This window comes from Flavobacterium hydrocarbonoxydans, assembly GCF_009789235.1.
Taxonomy (GTDB): Bacteria; Bacteroidota; Bacteroidia; order Flavobacteriales; family Flavobacteriaceae; genus Flavobacterium; species Flavobacterium hydrocarbonoxydans.
In genome coordinates, this window is the sequence record NZ_WSTB01000020.1 from 18,833 (window position 1) to 34,988 (window position 16,156).

Genomic DNA, 16,156 nt, shown 5'->3' on the forward strand with positions numbered 1-16,156 from the left:
ATTACAAATTGTATTTTCTATTAATTAATCATAAATTAAAAATCAATGAAAAAATTAACTGTATTAGCTTCTTTCGTAGTGGCTTTTTTTATGTTTTCATGCCAAAAGGAAAGCAGTCAGGAGGAGGGAACACCTACTGAAGCTTCGCAAAAAGAAGCCTGGCTTACGGCAAATTTAGATGCGAAGTTTGCAGCATCACAAAAACAGGTTACAGCTTATTTGTTTCCAACCAGTGAATTGGCAAAATTAGTTCAGACTCCAAATGTTACAGAAGTTCGTTTTGTTTTGGGCTATGCTGATAACACTCTTCAAATACAAGTAGATGGAGTTGATAAAGCTGGTAAAAAATTAGGAAGTGTTAATTCGAGCCTACTAAAAGAATCGGCTTATGATGCAAAACTGGCGGCCCTAAAAGAGGTGTCTGACAATACAACCAAAAAAAGATCGGCTTTATTAAAAAAGCATTTATTAGTGTCAAAAGAGGCTTTTGGCTGGATAGAAGCCTGGCAAAATAAACTAAGTACTGTAAAGGATTTAGAGGAAGTAACATCTTATGATGGGTTGCGTATTCGTCATTTCAATTTAGAGGCAGAAGTAGTAGCAGCGATGCTAAAGACTAATACGGCAAATATTGGGGTATTTTTAGGTCTAAATACTAAAGGAAAAGTAACGACTATTTTGGTAGGTTTGGATAAAAATAACGCTATAAAAAAAGCATCTCTAACAGCCAAAGACCCTGATGATGTGTATGATGGTACACGCCCTAGTCCACCATACTAGGATTTTTACATCTTGTAGCTAGCAGCTAAGGCATAGATTATAGTTAAACACATTACAATTAAAGCTCTATCAATACTTAATGTTGATAGAGTTTTTTTTAGGACTATTTATAATCCTTTTATCAGAATCAAAGAAAATAAGATATATTTGAGGGTCAGGATTCGTACATTAATCTAAATAAATACCACTATTGCAATGAATGTAAATTCAATTCCGGAAAAAGAAATCGTCATCATCATCTTATACATTTCCTGCTTTTTTATGATTGTGGCGGCGGCTGTAGTGGTTTTTTTCTATTTTTCCCGAAAGAAAATCATCCAGAAAGAAATCGAAAAAGTCAATTTGGTCATGCAGTATCAAAAAGACCAGTTGCGTGCCGTGATTTTTGTTCAGGAGGAAGAGCGTAAACGAATTGCACAGGATTTGCATGATGATATCAGTTCAAAATTAAATATTGTTTCGCTTAATAGTCACTTGCTTAGCACACCCAACTTAACAGAAACCGAAACTGCCGAAATCACGAAGAATATTATAAACTTAACAGCTAAGGCGCTGGAGAATTCCAGAAAAATTGCGCATAATTTGCTGCCGCCTGTTTTTGAAAAATTCGGACTCCATGCAGGTGTCCAGGAATTATGTGAAGAATTTGAAAGCAGTAAAGCTGTAAAAACACATTATGTAAACGAAATCGAATTTGATAAAAAAAATCAGGATAATCATTTGCACATTTTTAGAATTTTGCAGGAATTAATGAACAACTCCCTTCGACACGGTAAGGCAACTGAAATCTGGATTACTTTTAAAATAAACGGGGGCGTGGCTACTGGTTACTATAAAGATAACGGTCTAGGATTTAACAGTCAGGATATAGAAAATCAAAAAGGGCTTGGAATGAAGAACATCGATACCCGTATCTCTTTTTTAAACGGCACCATTCAAATTGACTCTGAAATCAACAAAGGAATAGATATAATTTTTACATTTTGAGACTAATAGCAGTATTTTGCTTAATATTATTAATTAAATAAGGGGATTTAACGGTTTTTTAGAGACATATTTTGTAATTTCGAAATACCAAAAACAATAAACCACATAAAATGAATACCGCTATTAAAATTATTTTAGTCGATGACGAAATTTTATTTCGGAAAGGAATTTCATTTTTACTCCAACGCGAAGAAAATATAGAAGTTGTTTTCGAAGCATCAAACGGAGAAGAGCTTATAAGGTATTTAAAACATAATGAATCTCAGCCGGATATTATTATAATGGATTTGAAAATGCCGGTCCTAAATGGTGTCGAAGCGACTAAAATCATCCGGAAAACTTTTCCTGAAATTAAAATTATTGCTTTGACCAGTTACGATTCGAAATCATTTATTGCCAATATGATTCAGATAGGAGCAGTATCCTATTTAATCAAAAATACAACTCCAAAAGATTTGATACATACCATTAATGAGGTCGAAAAAAAAGGATTTTATTACAACGAAAATGTTTTAAAAATCATTCAGGAAACAATCGTTTCCTCTAAAAATTCGAAATCAGGATTGCAAACCGGTTTTCTCTCTCCTCGTGAAATAGAAATTCTACAATTAATTTGTTATCAAAAAACAACAACCGAAATTGCAGAACAACTTTTTTTAAGTCCCAGAACGGTAGAAGGACATCGTAATAATCTTTTGCTGAAAACAGAATCCCGAAATATTGCGGGTTTAGTCGTTTATGCTATTCAAAATGAAATAGCATTTCTTACCAATTAGAAGTATTAACTGGTTAGGTATTGTATCGAAAGTACATAATAAACTATAATCATAAGTACTAACATGCCAATACCTATTTTTTGTATTATACTTAATCCTTTTGGTTCGTTATCACTTTGATTAAGTTTCATGCTTTGGTTTTTCATTTGTTTATAGTTTGGTTAATTTAGCTGAACAAATTTAATCAGAATTAAAATTATTCTTGCAGGTGTATTTACCTGTTTTTATAGGGGGAAAAACACCCTTTTTTGGCATCAATATTCATGACTTTTATCATTTCAGATTTTTCGAAATAGGTTTTAGATGATTTTCAGAGAAAATAAAGTCAAAATTAAATTAGACTAAAGCCAAAACTACAATCCAAAAAGGAACATGAAAATTAAGACTAAAATTTCAATCAGCAACTTAGTGAGTAAGCTCGGTATCTGAGGAAGTAAGCTCGGTAGCTAAGGAAGTAAGCTCGGCAGCTGAGAAAGTGAGCTTGGTATCTGAGTGAGTAAGTACTGTAGCTGAGAAAGTGAGCTTGGTATCTGAGTGAGTAAGTACTGTAGCTGAGAAAGTAAGCTTAGTATCTGAGGAAGTAAGCTCGGTAGCTGAGGAAGTAAGCTTAGTATCTGAGAAAGTAAGCATGGTCGCTGAGGAATTAAACGCAGTATCTGAGGAAGTAAGCGCAGTAGTTGAGAAAGTAAGCTCGGTATCTGAGAAAGTAACCATGGTAGTTGAAGATATAAAAAAAAACTTGGGTAATGTCTGTTAACGGTAGAATGCTAAAATCGGCATAGTTGTATTTTTTTTGAAAGTTCCTTTATATCTTTACTCAAAATAGTATTTTAATGAAAAAATATTTCGTTTATATCTTTGTGTTTTTTATTTCGCTATCGGCCAAAGCGTCTTTTATATTGCTTCCGATGGACGAAACAACACAGCAAAACCATCTTAAAGCCTACGGAATTACCTATTGGTGTCTGAGTAAAGATTACAAAGCCAGCTGGTTGCTTAATTATCGTGGGGGATCTTTTTTATTACCTGATGCCGAAGAAATTCGTAAAGAATGCCAGATTCGTGGTGTTAGCTTCGAGATTCTTTCAGACAGCGAAGAGGCTTCTATCTTAAACGAAATTTCAAGCCCTTCCCAAAACATGGAAGCTGTTATTCTGGAAAAAGCACCCAAAATTGCCGTTTATACGCCTAAAGGAAAACAACCCTGGGATGATGCCGTGACCTTGGTCTTAACCTATGCCGAAATTCCTTTCACCCCAATTTATGACGAAGAGGTATTAAGCGATCAATTATTGCTCTATGACTGGCTGCATTTGCATCATGAAGATTTTAGCGGGCAATACGGTAAGTTTTATGCGGCTTACAAAAATACTCCCTGGTACATTGAGCAGAAAAAAGATGCCGAAGCATTAGCTGAAAAATTAGGATACACAAAAGTGGCTGTCGAAAAAGGAGCAGTGGCTAAAAAAATAAGGGATTTTGTTATTGGCGGTGGTTTCATGTTTGCTATGTGTTCTGCAACGGATAGTTTCGATATTGCATTAGCCGCTGATGGAGTTGATATCTGCGAAGCTATGTTTGACGGAGATGCCAGCGAACCTAATTATCAGTCAAAACTAAATTACTCGAATTCATTTGCCTTCAAGAATTTTATTTTAGAACGCAGACCGGAACAATATGAGTTTTCAGATATTGATATGACCATCAAAAGAAGAGTGCCACCAGATAAAGATTATTTTTCTTTAATGGAGTTTTCGGCAAAATGGGACCCAATTCCGAGTATGCTCTGTCAAAATCATACCCAATTGGTGAAAGGATTTATGGGACAAACCACCTCTTTTGATTCGGCTCTGATAAAATCGAATATTTTAGTGATGGGAACCTGCGAATTAAATGGTGAAGCACGCTATATTCATGGCGAAAAAGGGAAAGGAATGTTTACTTTTTTTGGAGGACATGATCCTGAAGATTTTCAGCATCAGGTAGGCGATCCTCCTACAGTTCTGGATTTGCATCCTAATTCTCCGGGCTACCGATTGATTCTGAACAATGTTTTATTCCCGGCCGCAAGAAAGAAAAAGCTAAAAACATAAGATTTATTTCAATTTAAATTCGAACCAAACCGGAATATGATCCGATATTTTTCTGGCTTCTTTCAGAGAATTGAAGTTTTTATAAAAAGAAATCACCCCTGAATTTAGATAATCAACCGATTCAGGTTTGTAAAAGATATTATCAAACTCAGATGCCAGGCAATTATTTGTTTGGCATTTTTGTTTTAAAGAGGTTTTTTGATTTTGTAAAACAGGAGTATAGCCCATTCTTTTTAAAGGAAAAAATACCGTATGCGATTGCGGACAGTTAAAATCTCCTGCGAAAACCAGATTCAGATGAGGATATTGTTTTGGTAAGAATTTAAAATATTTGATTTCTGTTTCGGGCTGTTTACTTTTTGTGATTGCATGAAAATTAACCAGCGTAATAGTTTTTTTATCTATTTCGAAGGTTGCAAAGAAAGGTTCGCGGTCAATTTCCAAATGATATTTTTTCTCCAGCCAGGGATTTCCTTTGAGTTTAATTTTTTTTGTTTTCCAAATAAAAGCATATCGCTCTTTTTTATAAGCACTACTGCTTGTAGGGTCGCTGACTGTATAACCCCATTTAGATCCTTTTTGGCTCAAAATGTTTGCGAGTTGAGCCACTGCCGGAGCTCCTCCAGAAACTGCAACAACTTCCTGAACACAGATAATATCATAATCCTTAATGATATTGGCTATAAAATTCAGTTCGGTTTCCGATTTTGATTGACCAAAATCCTGAAGATTCCAGGAAACTAATTTGGTTTGTGAAAATAAAAATGTGGTGAATAATAGAAAGAAAAGGCAGCAGGTATTTTTCATAGAAGCATTTAATGCTCAAATATAAAAAATAATACAGCATTATTAGTCTTCCCATCCACAAAGCGTAAGTCCGTAACCTCGTGCTTTGGATATTGAGGTTTCAAAAACCGTATGTTTACAAGCCCCTAATCCTCTGCAGTTTTCTAGGTAGTGATATTTTTTTGCACCAGTTGGTCCACAAATATATACTTTGGTTTCGGCTGTAGTAAAGGAAGTTAAGACCAGTAATAATAAAAATAAAAATGATTTTTTAAACATTGGATGGGTATAATTTTGGTATTTTTTATTCAGCTTCCAGCTCGTATTCATTTCCTTGCTCATCAACAGCTTTTAGTATGCCGTAACGTATCCATTCCGTTTCAATTTCAATTTCCTGATTGTCTGTGTTAGTAAGTATTCCGGCTCCGTATTTACCTTTTACGTTGATGTTTCCTTCGACCAGGTTTCCTTCAGCATCATAACCAGTCACGTCATAATTGTACTCATAGTTTCCGGATGTTCCGGTTCGGTACTCATATTGATAAGTGGTATCTTCATGATAGGTTTTGGCCTCTTCTTCTGTAACCGCTTTTCGGTCATCAGCATTGATAACTTCTTTATAAAAAGTATGGGGTTGATTAAGCGTTTGTTCTTTTTTACAACCCGTGATACTTAATAAAAAGGCAAAAAGTAAAAGTATTCTAGTTTTTAAAAGCATATTTTTTTATAAAAGTAATAACAACCACTGAGGTTAAAATGAGTAGATGTACGTGGTTTTGAACTGCTATTGATGTAATATTTTGTCATTTTTTTAATTAATTAATTAATCTTTCTGTTATTTCCTGACTGGTTATTATTTTTTTAGAAGGAAGCAGTATTAGTGTTTCATTGTTTATTGGATTTTTAAATATTTCAAAATTCCCTCTGCAATTATAATATCTGTATTTAAAGGCTTTTAGCCCTTCTATGAAACCTTTTTCATTTGTTGTTTCGAATACATAATTCGAACATGATTTTCTGAAGATGCACTTTTTTCTATTTTTTTCGGAAATTAAATTCCAATATATCCGAATGGTAAAAAGAATCAAATACTTCATTTTATTTTTGAAAAACAACCATTTGTCTGCTTGTTGTATATCCTGGTTTTGCAGAAGTACCAAAACAACCAGTTTCTGGATGAATGTATGTTGAAACACTTTCAAGGCGGATGTATGTCCAGCCGAGATTAGTATAATGCTGAATAAGACTTTCTAATTGTTCAGCCACATGATCTGAAGTTCCTTTTTTAGGATCTATAGATGCTACAAAGGGTATTACTTTATATTCCATTATTTTTCAGTTTTAAATTTTATAATTTAAATAGCCTGTTTTACAGGCTATTTATCTTGTTTATGCGTATTGGATTAGCATCCAGGTTACTGCTTTATTATCATAAGGTGGAATTTTGTTTCCTTGTGCAATAGGAGCTGTTGTTGATGGAGTTCCTACAACTTTCCATATTCCTGATTCCGGGCAAGTTTCTCCTGTTTTTGCAGTTGTTCCAATTGGTTTTTTTGACATAATTTTAAATTTTAAGATTAATAATACCCAAACTTAAACCCAATAAAAATCAATTCCTTACGGAAATCCGTAACGGCTTAAAAGAACTTTAAAATTTAGATGGTAAACAAAAAAAGCGCTTGTAGAAAGCGCTCAGAAGTAAGATGAGAATATGATGTTTATACCAAACCCAAATCTTTGGCAATAGCGACTAGATGTGTGGGGTTGTTTGCTTTGAAGTAAATTTTGAGTTTGCTCAGGCGTTTTTCAATAGCACTTTTACTGTTTGGAGTGATGCCGGCTTCCTTAAAAGCAGCTTCCATGTTTTCCTGCGAGATTCCAATCGATAAATATTTGATGAGTTCAATATCGTAATTGTCTATTTCCTGAACCGTTTTATCCTGAAAAATATAATTCAGTTCAGGCGACAGGTATTTTGTTTCTTTCTGAAAGGTGTGTAGAATTGCTTTTTTTAATTCCGGAATGCTGTTGCGGCCTTTCATAACAAAAGCATTGATACCCAGTTTTTCAAAAAGAGATTTTATTCGATACGATTTGTCTTCGATCGAAAAGGCAATTATTTTGGTGTCAGGATATGTTTTTTTTACGGCTGCAATTAATTCTTCACCAGACTGAAGCGTAAGAATTCTGTTGTCGGGCTTAAAAGACAAATCAGTTATTAATAGCTGATAGGGTAGTTGATCGTGATATGATTTTTTAATTTTTAGTAATGCGTCATCACAATATTTGGCGTAGTCTATTTCTAAAACATCTAATTCTCTTAGTACCTGTACTACGGCAAGGTCATTAAAATCGATATCTTCAGCTATTAAAACTTTTGTAAACATATTTGAAAATTATTTAGGGAATAAAATTTTGACCTTCATTCCTTTGTTAGGTTCTGATTCAAAAGTAAGTTTTCCTTTTATTGCCAGGATACGGTTTTCCGCATTTTGTAATCCATTTTTTAGTTTCACATCATCAAAACCAATTCCGTTGTCTGAATAGGTAATCGCAATCTGCTTTTCTGTAGTTTCAAATCCAATGATTACAATAGAAGACCGACTGTGTTTTTTCATATTAACCATTAATTCCTGTACTACGCGGTAAAGAGCAATTTTCTTCTCCGTTTGAATTTCCATCCAGTTAATCTCATGATTGTCTTTGATAATCACATTGGTACTATTTCCTTGATAACTGGAAATCATGTTTTTGAAATTTGTTTCGAAATTTTCGCCAGTATCAATGTTACTATTCTCTCTGGAAATATTTCGGGTTTGGACATATATCGTTTCCAGACTATTCAATAAAAGTTCTTTATTATCCTGTAGTGCCAGATTTTTTGTTTCGGCGAAAGCCATAGTATGATAAACATCATTCGCTAACTCATCATGTAGTTTTTTAGAAATTCGGGTTTCGCTATCGTAAACAGCCTTCGATTTTTCTCGCTTTCCTTTGGTAGTTAGGTAATAATAAAGAAATAAAAGAGCAAGTAGAACAAGTATTACAACTAAACTTAGAACAAGATTTCTATTTTGCTCTTTTTCTATTTGTAACTCATTTTCAGCTGTTTGTGCTTTTAGAAGTAGGTTTTCTTCACGATCTTTTTTCGAGTCATATTTGATTTTAGCAAATTGATTTTTTGCAATTTGTCTCGATTTGGTAATGCTGTCGTTTAATTTGAGATAGAGTTGTGCCGTTTTTTGGAGTCCTGAGCCTGTTGTGTTTTTAATCAGGAGACTTAACGATACTAACCGATCATCAATACTGTTTACCTGAGTTGCTTTTTCGTAGGCAAGATTGGCATACTGTTTTGCCAATTCTGAATTTGAATCCGAATAAAATTCGGAAAAATGAATGTAACTCGTTGTCATCCCGAAATTATTATCTTCTTTTTTTCGAATTTCTAATGATTGACTCAGATAATCCAGGGCTTTATCTTTGGCTAATTTATGATAACAGTATCCAATATTATCTAATACTCTTGCTTTATTCTCTGGATTGTCTAGTATTTCTTTATTTTGAATTAAAGAAGAAAGAATGGTCAATGCTTGTTGGTAATCGTTTTTCTCCATATAACTTACCGCAATATTATTTTTAATAATTGCCTTTTGCAGATCGTTTTCTGCTAAAAGATAAGCTTGGTTATAATAATAAATCGCATTAGTGTAGTCTGTCAGATTTTGATAATTTATGGCTAATGTATTGTAGATAGCCGATTTATAATAGGCTTTAATAGAATCATTAAAAAAGGATATGGCTTCTGTAGCGCTGGTTTCGCTGCCTGAATAATCATTTTGTATCTGTTGAATTGCCGCCATTTTTAATAACGAATAAATGATTTTTTCATTTTCGTATGGCTCACATATTAGTTTTGATTTATTGTAATAATAAAAAGCACTATCATAAACCTGATTATTAAATTGTTTTTCAGCCTCGTCTAAAAAAGCATTGTATTTTTTAGTAGTAGATTTATCTTTTGACAGGATTCGTTTTTTCTGACACGAGTGCATAATCAGACTCAGTATCAGCACTATTATAAAAATCGGGAAATGAATTCTTTTGGATATCATTTCCCGAAAATAAACAAATTAATTAAGTAGTTGATAATTATTTAATTAAAAACAATTTTGACTTCCTATTTTGGCCTTGGTACAGGAAGCTGACCTGTTTGATCTCCCCCGGTTGGATCTGGCGGAGCATCCGCTGATGTTTTAAACTTTGCTACACTCGGTTTTACTTCATCTTCATCATTAGTACAAGATACAAATGCAACACTTACCATAATACAATACGCAATCGTTAAAATTCTTTTCATTTTTTTGAATTTTTAAATTAAACATAGATTTGCCTGTTCGATGTTTTATCGAATCATGACCTAAGGTCAAACCGCTTTCAAAAGGGTATGATCCCTGCTGTTGGGAAGTGAAGTGTGCTAAAACAATAGGAGGTTATTTATACTTCCCGGATAAACTTGTCCTATTGTTCAGCAGTACTTTTGTTGGAACTTGTTCTCTCGAATTGTTTAAACTGCAGTTATATCGTGAACTAATTCTGAGACAAAGAAAGTGTGGTTTTTCGGGGTGTTTGAGTTGTAATTCCGGTATTTCCGGTATTTCCGATAATTCCGAAAAATGCTATAAAAGGATTCTCACAAGGATATTTTTTAAGAAAAGTGAAGGCAAAAAAAAACACCCTTTTCTCAAACTGAGATTAGGGTGTGTATGTTCAAACAAAATAAGTTTGACAGAAGAGATAGTAAATTAGGTTACTATTAAAAATTATACCGCTCTTAAACCTGTTGTAATGGCAAATCTATTCCATGAATTAATGGTAATGATGGCTAAGATTATTTCAGCGAGATATTTTTCGTCAAATAATTTTGCTGCATTCTGATACGTTTCTTCAGATACATGGTTGCTGATTAGTGTTACTTCTTCGGTCAGGGCCAAAATTGCTTTTTCTTCTTCAGTATAAACATCAGCCTCGCGCCAGGCGCTAATTAAATAAATACGTTGCTCTGTTTCGCCATGTTTTCTGGCATCTGCAGTATGCATATTGATACAAAAGGCACAACCATTAATTTGTGAAGCGCGAATTTTGATAAGCTCTTTATGGGTTTTAGTTAATGAAGTTGTAGCAATATAATTTTCTAAATTCATTAAGGCTTGATACGCTTCTGGGGCAACTGTAGGGATAACGATTCTTGGTTTCATTTTATATGTTTTTTAATGTTCGATACAAAGGTCTTGTATAGATGCTTTAAAAAACTTGAACTACTTCAAGAAATACAATCAGACTTTACCCGCTCTGATTTTACTCATAAATTCTGCCGAAAAGTCAAGATAAGAGGCAAGCATATATTGAGGAACACGTTGTACAAATTCGGGATTAAGATTGTTGAAAAGACAGAAACGTTCTTCGGCTGACATCGTAAATAGAAATTTGATTCGCATTTGAGCCGCACCAAAAGTTCGCTGAGAAACAATTCTAAAATAACGCTCAAGCTTCGGAATCTCAATTAACAAAGATTCCAGAACTGGTTTTTCTATTGCAATAATATCTGAATTCTCAATGGCTTGAATATAAAAGTGGGAGGGAACATGATTGTGATAACTTAAATAATCGGTAATCCACCAGCTTTCTATGGCAAATTGTAGTGTTTGCTCGTTACCTTTTGTATTAATGATATATTGTCTAAAACAGCCTTTTATTACAAAATACATGGTATTGCAGATTTGCCCTTCCTGCAAAACATGTTCTTTCTTTTTTATTTTTTGAGTACTTAAAGCCGATTCCAGCAGGTCTATTTCTGATGCTTCAAGTGTAATGTATTTAGCGATATGGTTCAGAAGTACAGCATTCATATAAAAGTATTGTTTTACAAATGTAGCTTTTTCTGCTAAAAAGGGCATCTAAATTTGATATAAGTAGTTTTTGTACATTTGTTTTTACCAAAAATAAATAGAATACTAATTTGTGTTTTTAAAAGAGCAGGCGTATGGAGAAAATTACTATTGAAGATTATAAATTTGCAATTCAGGAAAAATTCAAGGATTTCTTGATTAATGAAAAGTCAAAATTGTCTCCAGCACTAGCACGTGGAATATGTATAAGGAGATGCGATAATGAATTGTCTAATTCAGATGAGAAGGTTTTTGGAGACTTTTTTGAATTAAAGAAGACAGAAAGTTTAAAGAAAGCCATTCAATTGTTTGATATATCAAAGTTTAGAACAATTATACTTTTTTTGAAAGGAAAGGTAAATACGGAAGATCCGGATCGAATTGAAATTGCGGCCATTTTAGTGGATTTTAAACCTAGACCTTATAAGACTTTTAATGAAGCTAAGGGAGAAGTATCAAAGAAAGAAACTAAAAAAGAATTGATAACAGAAGACGATATTCAGTATTCCCCAGTTTACAATCCTGAAAACAATAATCCATCAGAAAATCTTAAACCTAAAGCAGATACTATACAAAACCAGGCTTCAAAGAATCCTTTTTTTAGAAGAATTAAAAATGAAAAATATGGTATTGCAGCAGGAATCTTTTTAATTGGAGCAATTACATTCTTTATGTTTTTTAACAATAACGATAATTGCATGGTATGGAAAGACGATCATTATGAAGCTGTTTCTTGTGATGCAATTACTGAAACACAATCTTTTGTTGCCACACCTGTACTAAAGAGGGAAGATGATTTAGTAAATAATTTCCAGAAAATTAAGGTATGTGATACCACTAACTTTTTTAAATTAGGCAAGCCTTGTATTTGGTACGGAAAGTCATTTAAAGGAGAATATGAGTTTTTCTCTGCACCGGGATTGCATCCGGAAACCAGAAAAACATTACGTCCCATAACGAGTTATATGATCAGAAAACATATTAAAAATAAATAATCTTTTTGAACATAGTATAAAAGCAAAAACCCATCTGCCGAAGCGATGGGTTTTCTATGATAAGTAAGTAATCTTAAATTGAGTTTATAAAACGTTTATTTTACTTTGTTAAGTATTGCTTTGAAAGCTTCAGGGTGATTCATTGCTAAATCTGCAAGAACTTTACGGTTCAATTCGATTCCGTTAGCTTTTACTTTCCCCATGAATTGAGAATAAGACATTCCTTCCAATCTAGCTCCAGCGTTGATACGTTGAATCCATAATGCACGGAAATTTCTTTTGTTTTGTTTTCTATCGCGGTAAGCGTAGCACATTGCTTTCTCTACTGCATTCTTAGCAACTGTCCAAACGTTTTTACGTCTTCCAAAGAAACCTTTGGCTTGCTTCATTATTTTTTTTCTTCTTGCTCTTTTAGCAACTGAATTTACCGATCTTGGCATAATTTTAATGTGTTTTTGTAGCAGGCGTCCTGAATTAAATCAAAGGAACTTAAAAGCCATACTCCAAGGTTATATAAATAATTTTTTAACCTAAAGAAATCTTTATGTTGTATATGGAGAGATGTATATTGTATTTACTGTCCAGGACATTTTTACATCATACATTTTACATTTTACAATATTAGATAATTCTTAATTGTTGTTTGATGCTTTTCATATCTGTAGAGTGAACTAGCGCTGAGTGTGTCAAAGCTAATTTACGTTTTTTAGATTTTTTAGTCAAGATGTGACTTTTAAAAGCATGCTTTCTTTTAATCTTTCCAGAACCAGTAACTTTAAAACGTTTCTTGGCGCTAGATTTTGTTTTCATTTTAGGCATTTTTCCTAGTGTTTTAATTTATTCTTACTTACTTATATTTTTGTTTCAGGTTTAATATTTCAGGGTTGAATACTGAATACTTAAAACTGAACACTATTTCTTTTTCTTCGGAGCAATGAACATAATCATTCTCTTTCCTTCCAAAACTGGCATCGCTTCTACTTTACCATGTTCTTCAAGATCTGTAGCCAAACGTAATAATAAAATCTGTCCTTGATCTTTGTAGATGATAGAACGTCCTTTAAAGAATACGAATGCTTTTAATTTAGCACCTTCTTTCAGGAACTTCTCAGCATTCTTTCTTTTAAATTCGTAATCATGCTCATCTGTTTGAGGACCAAAACGAATCTCCTTTACAACAACCTGCGATGATTTAGCTTTTAAAACCTTGTCACGTTTCTTTTGCTCGTAAACAAATTTCTTGTAATCCATGATTTTACAAACCGGTGGTTCAGCATTTGGAGAAATCTCTACCAAATCCAATTCAAATTGGTCTGCTAATCGCAAAGCTTCTGCAAGCTTAAATACACCTGGTTCGATGTTTTCGCCTACTAGTCTCACTTCTTGTACACCACGAATAAGATTATTTATTCTGTGTGCATCTTTTTTTTCTACGCGAGGTTGATAACCTCTGTTGCTTCTTATTGCTATGACTTTATAATTTAAGTTAAACTGTAAAAACTTTTAATGTCTTTTTTATTTCTTCGTTTACAATCGCGACAAATTCTTCAATTGTAACTGTAATATTCCCTTTTCCTTCTTGACCGTGACGACGAATAGAAATGGTTCCGTTTTTCTCTTCTTCCTCACCTACAATTAGCATAAATGGTGTTTTTTGCATTTCAGCATCTCTAATTTTCTTACCAATTGTCTCGTTTCGGTTGTCAATTAGGGCGCGAATTTCGTGATTTTCTAGCAAATCTAAAACTTTTTTAGCATATATTTCATATTTCTCGCTCAAAGACAAGATTATAGCCTGTTCTGGCATCAGCCAAAGTGGGAAATTTCCTGCTGTGTGTTCTAGTAAAATTGCGATAAATCGTTCCATCGAACCAAAAGGAGCTCTGTGAATCATAACCGGACGATGTAATTCATTATCGGCACCTTTGTAAGTCAAGTCAAAACGTTCAGGTAAGTTGTAATCAACCTGAATAGTTCCTAATTGCCACTGCCTTCCTAAAGCATCTTTTACCATAAAGTCAAGCTTCGGACCGTAAAAAGCAGCCTCGCCATATTCTACTACAGTATTCAATCCTTTGTCAGCCGCAGCGTTGATAATAGCATTTTCAGCTTTCTCCCAATTTTCATCAGAACCAATATATTTTTCTCTGTTTTCCTGATCTCTCAACGAAATCTGAGCTGTAAAATTCTCAAAACCTAACGAACCGAATACATATAATACTAAGTCAATCACTTTTTTGAATTCCTCATCTAATTGCTCCGGAGTACAGAAAATGTGTGCGTCATCCTGAGTAAATCCTCTTACACGAGTCAAACCATGCAATTCACCAGATTGCTCGTATCGGTAAACAGTACCAAATTCAGCATAACGCTTAGGTAAATCTTTATACGACCAAGGTCTTACATTATATATCTCACAGTGGTGAGGACAGTTCATCGGCTTTAATAAAAACTCTTCACCTTCAGCTGGAGTGTTGATCGGCTGAAAACTATCAGCACCATATTTTGCATAATGACCAGAGGTTACATAAAGCTCTTTCTGTCCAATATGTGGTGTAACAACCTGCTCGTAACCTGCTTTCTTTTGTGCTTTTTTCAAGAATTGCTCCAAACGATCTCTAAGTGCAGCGCCTTTTGGCAACCATAAAGGCAAACCTTGACCCACTTTCTGAGAGAAGGCAAACAATTCAAGCTCTTTACCTAATTTACGGTGATCGCGACGTTTTGCTTCTTCAAGAAGTAAAAGATATTCAGTTAAGTCTTTTTGTTTAGGGAAAGAAGTTCCGTAAACACGAGTCAGCTGTTTGTTTTTCTCATCACCTCTCCAGTAAGCTCCGGCCACACTCATGATTTTTACAGCCTTGATGATTCCGGTATTCGGAATATGTCCACCACGGCATAAATCAGTAAAAGTAGCATGATCACAAAAAGTAATCGTTCCGTCTTCAAGATTCGAAATCAATTCTGTCTTGTAAACGTTATCTTTATACATATCCAATGCTTCTGCTTTAGTAACAGGGCGCATCTTAAACTCATGTTTCTCTCTGGAAATCTCTAAAATACGATCTTCAATTTTCTTAAAGTCAGCTTCAGTAATTTTATCGCCTTCAAAATCTACATCATAATAAAATCCATTAGCGATCGCAGGACCAAGAGTTAACTTAGCTCCAGGATAAAGCTCCTCAATAACCTGAGCCATCACGTGCGAAGTCGAGTGCCAGAAAGCTTTCTTTCCTGCATCATCATTCCAGGTATATAAAACAAGACTACCGTCGGTCGTCAATGGAGTTTCGGTTTCTATAGTTGTACCATTAAAGGCTGCCGAAATCACATTTCTTGCAAATCCTTCACTAATGCTTTTAGCAACCTCCATCGGAGTTACGCCTGAAGCGAACTCTCTAATCGACCCATCGGGTAAAGTAATCTTAATCATTGTTTATAATTTTGTGAATGCAAATATAGGGGATTACAAAAATACATACAATATATATGTAGAAGTTTATACATTATATATGAGTAGGTATTTTTATCTAAATTATAATAGTAAAGATTAGGAGCTATTTCCCGCTATCCGCTTCAATCTTTTGTGCCGAACCCCGGCACAAAAGGATTTTCGCTTCTATCGGGGCTAGGGCATCCGTTTTCAAAAGAACGCTTTATAATCAAGGAGATTCCGGAACTAAAAGCCCTAAAACGAATATTTTCATAATATTAAAAACCATCCCCAACCCGACAGGTTTTTAAAACCTGTCGGGTTTCCTTAAAAAAAACGATACTATATATAAGTATAATAG

The 16,156-nt window shown here is 34.0% G+C and carries 20 protein-coding genes and 1 pseudogene; 6 read left to right on the plus strand and 15 right to left on the minus strand.

Features of this window, described 5'->3' with window-relative positions; genetic code table 11:
- Window positions 1-45 precede the first annotated feature (45 nt).
- From GON26_RS20980 to GON26_RS20995, 5 genes and pseudogenes are all read left to right on the plus strand, one after another.
- The gene (locus tag GON26_RS20980; RefSeq protein ID WP_160376730.1) at window positions 46-780 is read left to right on the plus strand and encodes a hypothetical protein; all 735 of its coding nucleotides are present in this window, start codon (window positions 46-48) and stop codon (window positions 778-780) included.
- Window positions 781-975: 195 nt separating this feature from the next.
- Window positions 976-1,767, plus strand: a complete 792-nt coding sequence (locus GON26_RS20985) for a sensor histidine kinase (RefSeq protein ID WP_160376731.1) — start codon at window positions 976-978, stop codon at window positions 1,765-1,767.
- A gap of 110 nt (window positions 1,768-1,877) precedes the next feature.
- Window positions 1,878-2,543, plus strand: coding sequence for a response regulator transcription factor (locus GON26_RS20990; protein WP_160376732.1), 666 nt, complete (start codon window positions 1,878-1,880; stop codon window positions 2,541-2,543).
- A gap of 562 nt (window positions 2,544-3,105) precedes the next feature.
- Window positions 3,106-3,300, plus strand: a pseudogene (locus GON26_RS21930) (DUF3540 domain-containing protein); the annotation flags it as partial.
- 76 nt (window positions 3,301-3,376) lie between these two features.
- The gene (locus GON26_RS20995; RefSeq protein ID WP_160376733.1) at window positions 3,377-4,636 is read left to right on the plus strand and encodes an asparagine synthetase B; all 1,260 of its coding nucleotides are present in this window, start codon (window positions 3,377-3,379) and stop codon (window positions 4,634-4,636) included.
- Between the two features lie 3 nt (window positions 4,637-4,639).
- On the opposite strand, the gene GON26_RS21000 is transcribed toward GON26_RS20995, so the two are convergent.
- The 11 genes from GON26_RS21000 to GON26_RS21045 all read right to left on the minus strand — a co-directional run bounded on the left by GON26_RS21000 (window position 4,640) and on the right by GON26_RS21045 (window position 11,328).
- Window positions 4,640-5,443, minus strand: coding sequence for an endonuclease/exonuclease/phosphatase family protein (locus GON26_RS21000; protein WP_160376734.1), 804 nt, complete (start codon window positions 5,441-5,443; stop codon window positions 4,640-4,642).
- A gap of 42 nt (window positions 5,444-5,485) precedes the next feature.
- Entirely contained in the window at window positions 5,486-5,764 is a 279-nt protein-coding gene (locus GON26_RS21005) for a hypothetical protein (RefSeq protein WP_230407981.1), read from the minus strand.
- The gene (locus GON26_RS21010; RefSeq protein ID WP_202110912.1) at window positions 5,727-6,140 is read right to left on the minus strand and encodes a hypothetical protein; all 414 of its coding nucleotides are present in this window, start codon (window positions 6,138-6,140) and stop codon (window positions 5,727-5,729) included. The genes GON26_RS21005 and GON26_RS21010 overlap by 38 nt, the downstream gene beginning before the upstream one ends.
- A 97-nt stretch (window positions 6,141-6,237) precedes the next feature.
- The gene (gene yidD, locus GON26_RS21015) at window positions 6,238-6,519 is read right to left on the minus strand and encodes a membrane protein insertion efficiency factor YidD (RefSeq protein ID WP_160376735.1); all 282 of its coding nucleotides are present in this window, start codon (window positions 6,517-6,519) and stop codon (window positions 6,238-6,240) included.
- Between the two features lies 1 nt (window position 6,520).
- On the minus strand, window positions 6,521-6,751 hold the full coding sequence (locus GON26_RS21020) for a hypothetical protein (RefSeq protein ID WP_160376736.1): 231 nt from the start codon (window positions 6,749-6,751) through the stop codon (window positions 6,521-6,523).
- A gap of 60 nt (window positions 6,752-6,811) precedes the next feature.
- Window positions 6,812-6,982 carry a hypothetical protein gene (locus GON26_RS21615; protein ID WP_202110913.1) on the minus strand — a complete coding sequence of 57 codons (171 nt, stop codon included), beginning with the start codon at window positions 6,980-6,982 and terminating at the stop codon, window positions 6,812-6,814.
- A gap of 158 nt (window positions 6,983-7,140) precedes the next feature.
- A complete protein-coding gene (locus GON26_RS21025; RefSeq protein WP_160376737.1) occupies window positions 7,141-7,809 on the minus strand; it encodes a response regulator transcription factor in 669 nt (222 codons plus the stop codon).
- Window positions 7,810-7,818: 9 nt separating this feature from the next.
- Window positions 7,819-9,534, minus strand: coding sequence for a tetratricopeptide repeat-containing sensor histidine kinase (locus GON26_RS21030; protein ID WP_160376738.1), 1,716 nt, complete (start codon window positions 9,532-9,534; stop codon window positions 7,819-7,821).
- Between the two features lie 65 nt (window positions 9,535-9,599).
- Window positions 9,600-9,779 carry a hypothetical protein gene (locus tag GON26_RS21035; protein WP_160376739.1) on the minus strand — a complete coding sequence of 60 codons (180 nt, stop codon included), beginning with the start codon at window positions 9,777-9,779 and terminating at the stop codon, window positions 9,600-9,602.
- Between the two features lie 463 nt (window positions 9,780-10,242).
- Window positions 10,243-10,677 (minus strand): carboxymuconolactone decarboxylase family protein, encoded by a 435-nt coding sequence (locus GON26_RS21040; protein ID WP_160376740.1) that lies wholly within the window; start codon window positions 10,675-10,677, stop codon window positions 10,243-10,245.
- 78 nt (window positions 10,678-10,755) lie between these two features.
- Entirely contained in the window at window positions 10,756-11,328 is a 573-nt protein-coding gene (locus tag GON26_RS21045) for a Crp/Fnr family transcriptional regulator (protein ID WP_160376741.1), read from the minus strand.
- A gap of 134 nt (window positions 11,329-11,462) precedes the next feature.
- On the opposite strand from GON26_RS21045, the gene GON26_RS21050 reads away from it, so the two are divergent.
- Window positions 11,463-12,362, plus strand: coding sequence for a hypothetical protein (locus GON26_RS21050; RefSeq protein WP_160376742.1), 900 nt, complete (start codon window positions 11,463-11,465; stop codon window positions 12,360-12,362).
- 95 nt (window positions 12,363-12,457) lie between these two features.
- On the opposite strand, the gene rplT is transcribed toward GON26_RS21050, so the two are convergent.
- The 4 genes from rplT to thrS form a co-directional block, all read right to left on the minus strand.
- Window positions 12,458-12,802: a 50S ribosomal protein L20 gene (gene rplT, locus GON26_RS21055; RefSeq protein ID WP_007810721.1), complete on the minus strand. Its 345-nt coding sequence runs from the start codon at window positions 12,800-12,802 to the stop codon at window positions 12,458-12,460.
- A 181-nt stretch (window positions 12,803-12,983) separates the two neighbouring features.
- The gene (gene rpmI, locus GON26_RS21060; protein WP_007810722.1) at window positions 12,984-13,181 is read right to left on the minus strand and encodes a 50S ribosomal protein L35; all 198 of its coding nucleotides are present in this window, start codon (window positions 13,179-13,181) and stop codon (window positions 12,984-12,986) included.
- A 93-nt stretch (window positions 13,182-13,274) separates the two neighbouring features.
- Window positions 13,275-13,826 carry a translation initiation factor IF-3 gene (gene infC, locus GON26_RS21065; RefSeq protein ID WP_160376746.1) on the minus strand — a complete coding sequence of 184 codons (552 nt, stop codon included), beginning with the start codon at window positions 13,824-13,826 and terminating at the stop codon, window positions 13,275-13,277.
- A gap of 22 nt (window positions 13,827-13,848) precedes the next feature.
- Entirely contained in the window at window positions 13,849-15,795 is a 1,947-nt protein-coding gene (gene thrS, locus GON26_RS21070) for a threonine--tRNA ligase (protein ID WP_160376743.1), read from the minus strand.
- Window positions 15,796-16,156 lie beyond the last annotated feature (361 nt).

Coding starts and splice junctions, on each gene's coding strand:
- GON26_RS20980 (WP_160376730.1), top strand. CDS start 46: ATGAAAAAATTAACTGTATTAGCTTCTTTCGTAGTGGCTTTTTTTATG.
- GON26_RS20985 (WP_160376731.1), top strand. CDS start 976: ATGAATGTAAATTCAATTCCGGAAAAAGAAATCGTCATCATCATCTTA.
- GON26_RS20990 (WP_160376732.1), top strand. CDS start 1,878: ATGAATACCGCTATTAAAATTATTTTAGTCGATGACGAAATTTTATTT.
- GON26_RS20995 (WP_160376733.1), top strand. CDS start 3,377: ATGAAAAAATATTTCGTTTATATCTTTGTGTTTTTTATTTCGCTATCG.
- GON26_RS21000 (WP_160376734.1), bottom strand. CDS start 5,443: ATGAAAAATACCTGCTGCCTTTTCTTTCTATTATTCACCACATTTTTA.
- GON26_RS21005 (WP_230407981.1), bottom strand. CDS start 5,764: ATGAGCAAGGAAATGAATACGAGCTGGAAGCTGAATAAAAAATACCAA.
- GON26_RS21010 (WP_202110912.1), bottom strand. CDS start 6,140: ATGCTTTTAAAAACTAGAATACTTTTACTTTTTGCCTTTTTATTAAGT.
- yidD (WP_160376735.1), bottom strand. CDS start 6,519: ATGAAGTATTTGATTCTTTTTACCATTCGGATATATTGGAATTTAATT.
- GON26_RS21020 (WP_160376736.1), bottom strand. CDS start 6,751: ATGGAATATAAAGTAATACCCTTTGTAGCATCTATAGATCCTAAAAAA.
- GON26_RS21615 (WP_202110913.1), bottom strand. CDS start 6,982: ATGTCAAAAAAACCAATTGGAACAACTGCAAAAACAGGAGAAACTTGC.
- GON26_RS21025 (WP_160376737.1), bottom strand. CDS start 7,809: ATGTTTACAAAAGTTTTAATAGCTGAAGATATCGATTTTAATGACCTT.
- GON26_RS21030 (WP_160376738.1), bottom strand. CDS start 9,534: ATGATATCCAAAAGAATTCATTTCCCGATTTTTATAATAGTGCTGATA.
- GON26_RS21035 (WP_160376739.1), bottom strand. CDS start 9,779: ATGAAAAGAATTTTAACGATTGCGTATTGTATTATGGTAAGTGTTGCA.
- GON26_RS21040 (WP_160376740.1), bottom strand. CDS start 10,677: ATGAAACCAAGAATCGTTATCCCTACAGTTGCCCCAGAAGCGTATCAA.
- GON26_RS21045 (WP_160376741.1), bottom strand. CDS start 11,328: ATGAATGCTGTACTTCTGAACCATATCGCTAAATACATTACACTTGAA.
- GON26_RS21050 (WP_160376742.1), top strand. CDS start 11,463: ATGGAGAAAATTACTATTGAAGATTATAAATTTGCAATTCAGGAAAAA.
- rplT (WP_007810721.1), bottom strand. CDS start 12,802: ATGCCAAGATCGGTAAATTCAGTTGCTAAAAGAGCAAGAAGAAAAAAA.
- rpmI (WP_007810722.1), bottom strand. CDS start 13,181: ATGCCTAAAATGAAAACAAAATCTAGCGCCAAGAAACGTTTTAAAGTT.
- thrS (WP_160376743.1), bottom strand. CDS start 15,795: ATGATTAAGATTACTTTACCCGATGGGTCGATTAGAGAGTTCGCTTCA.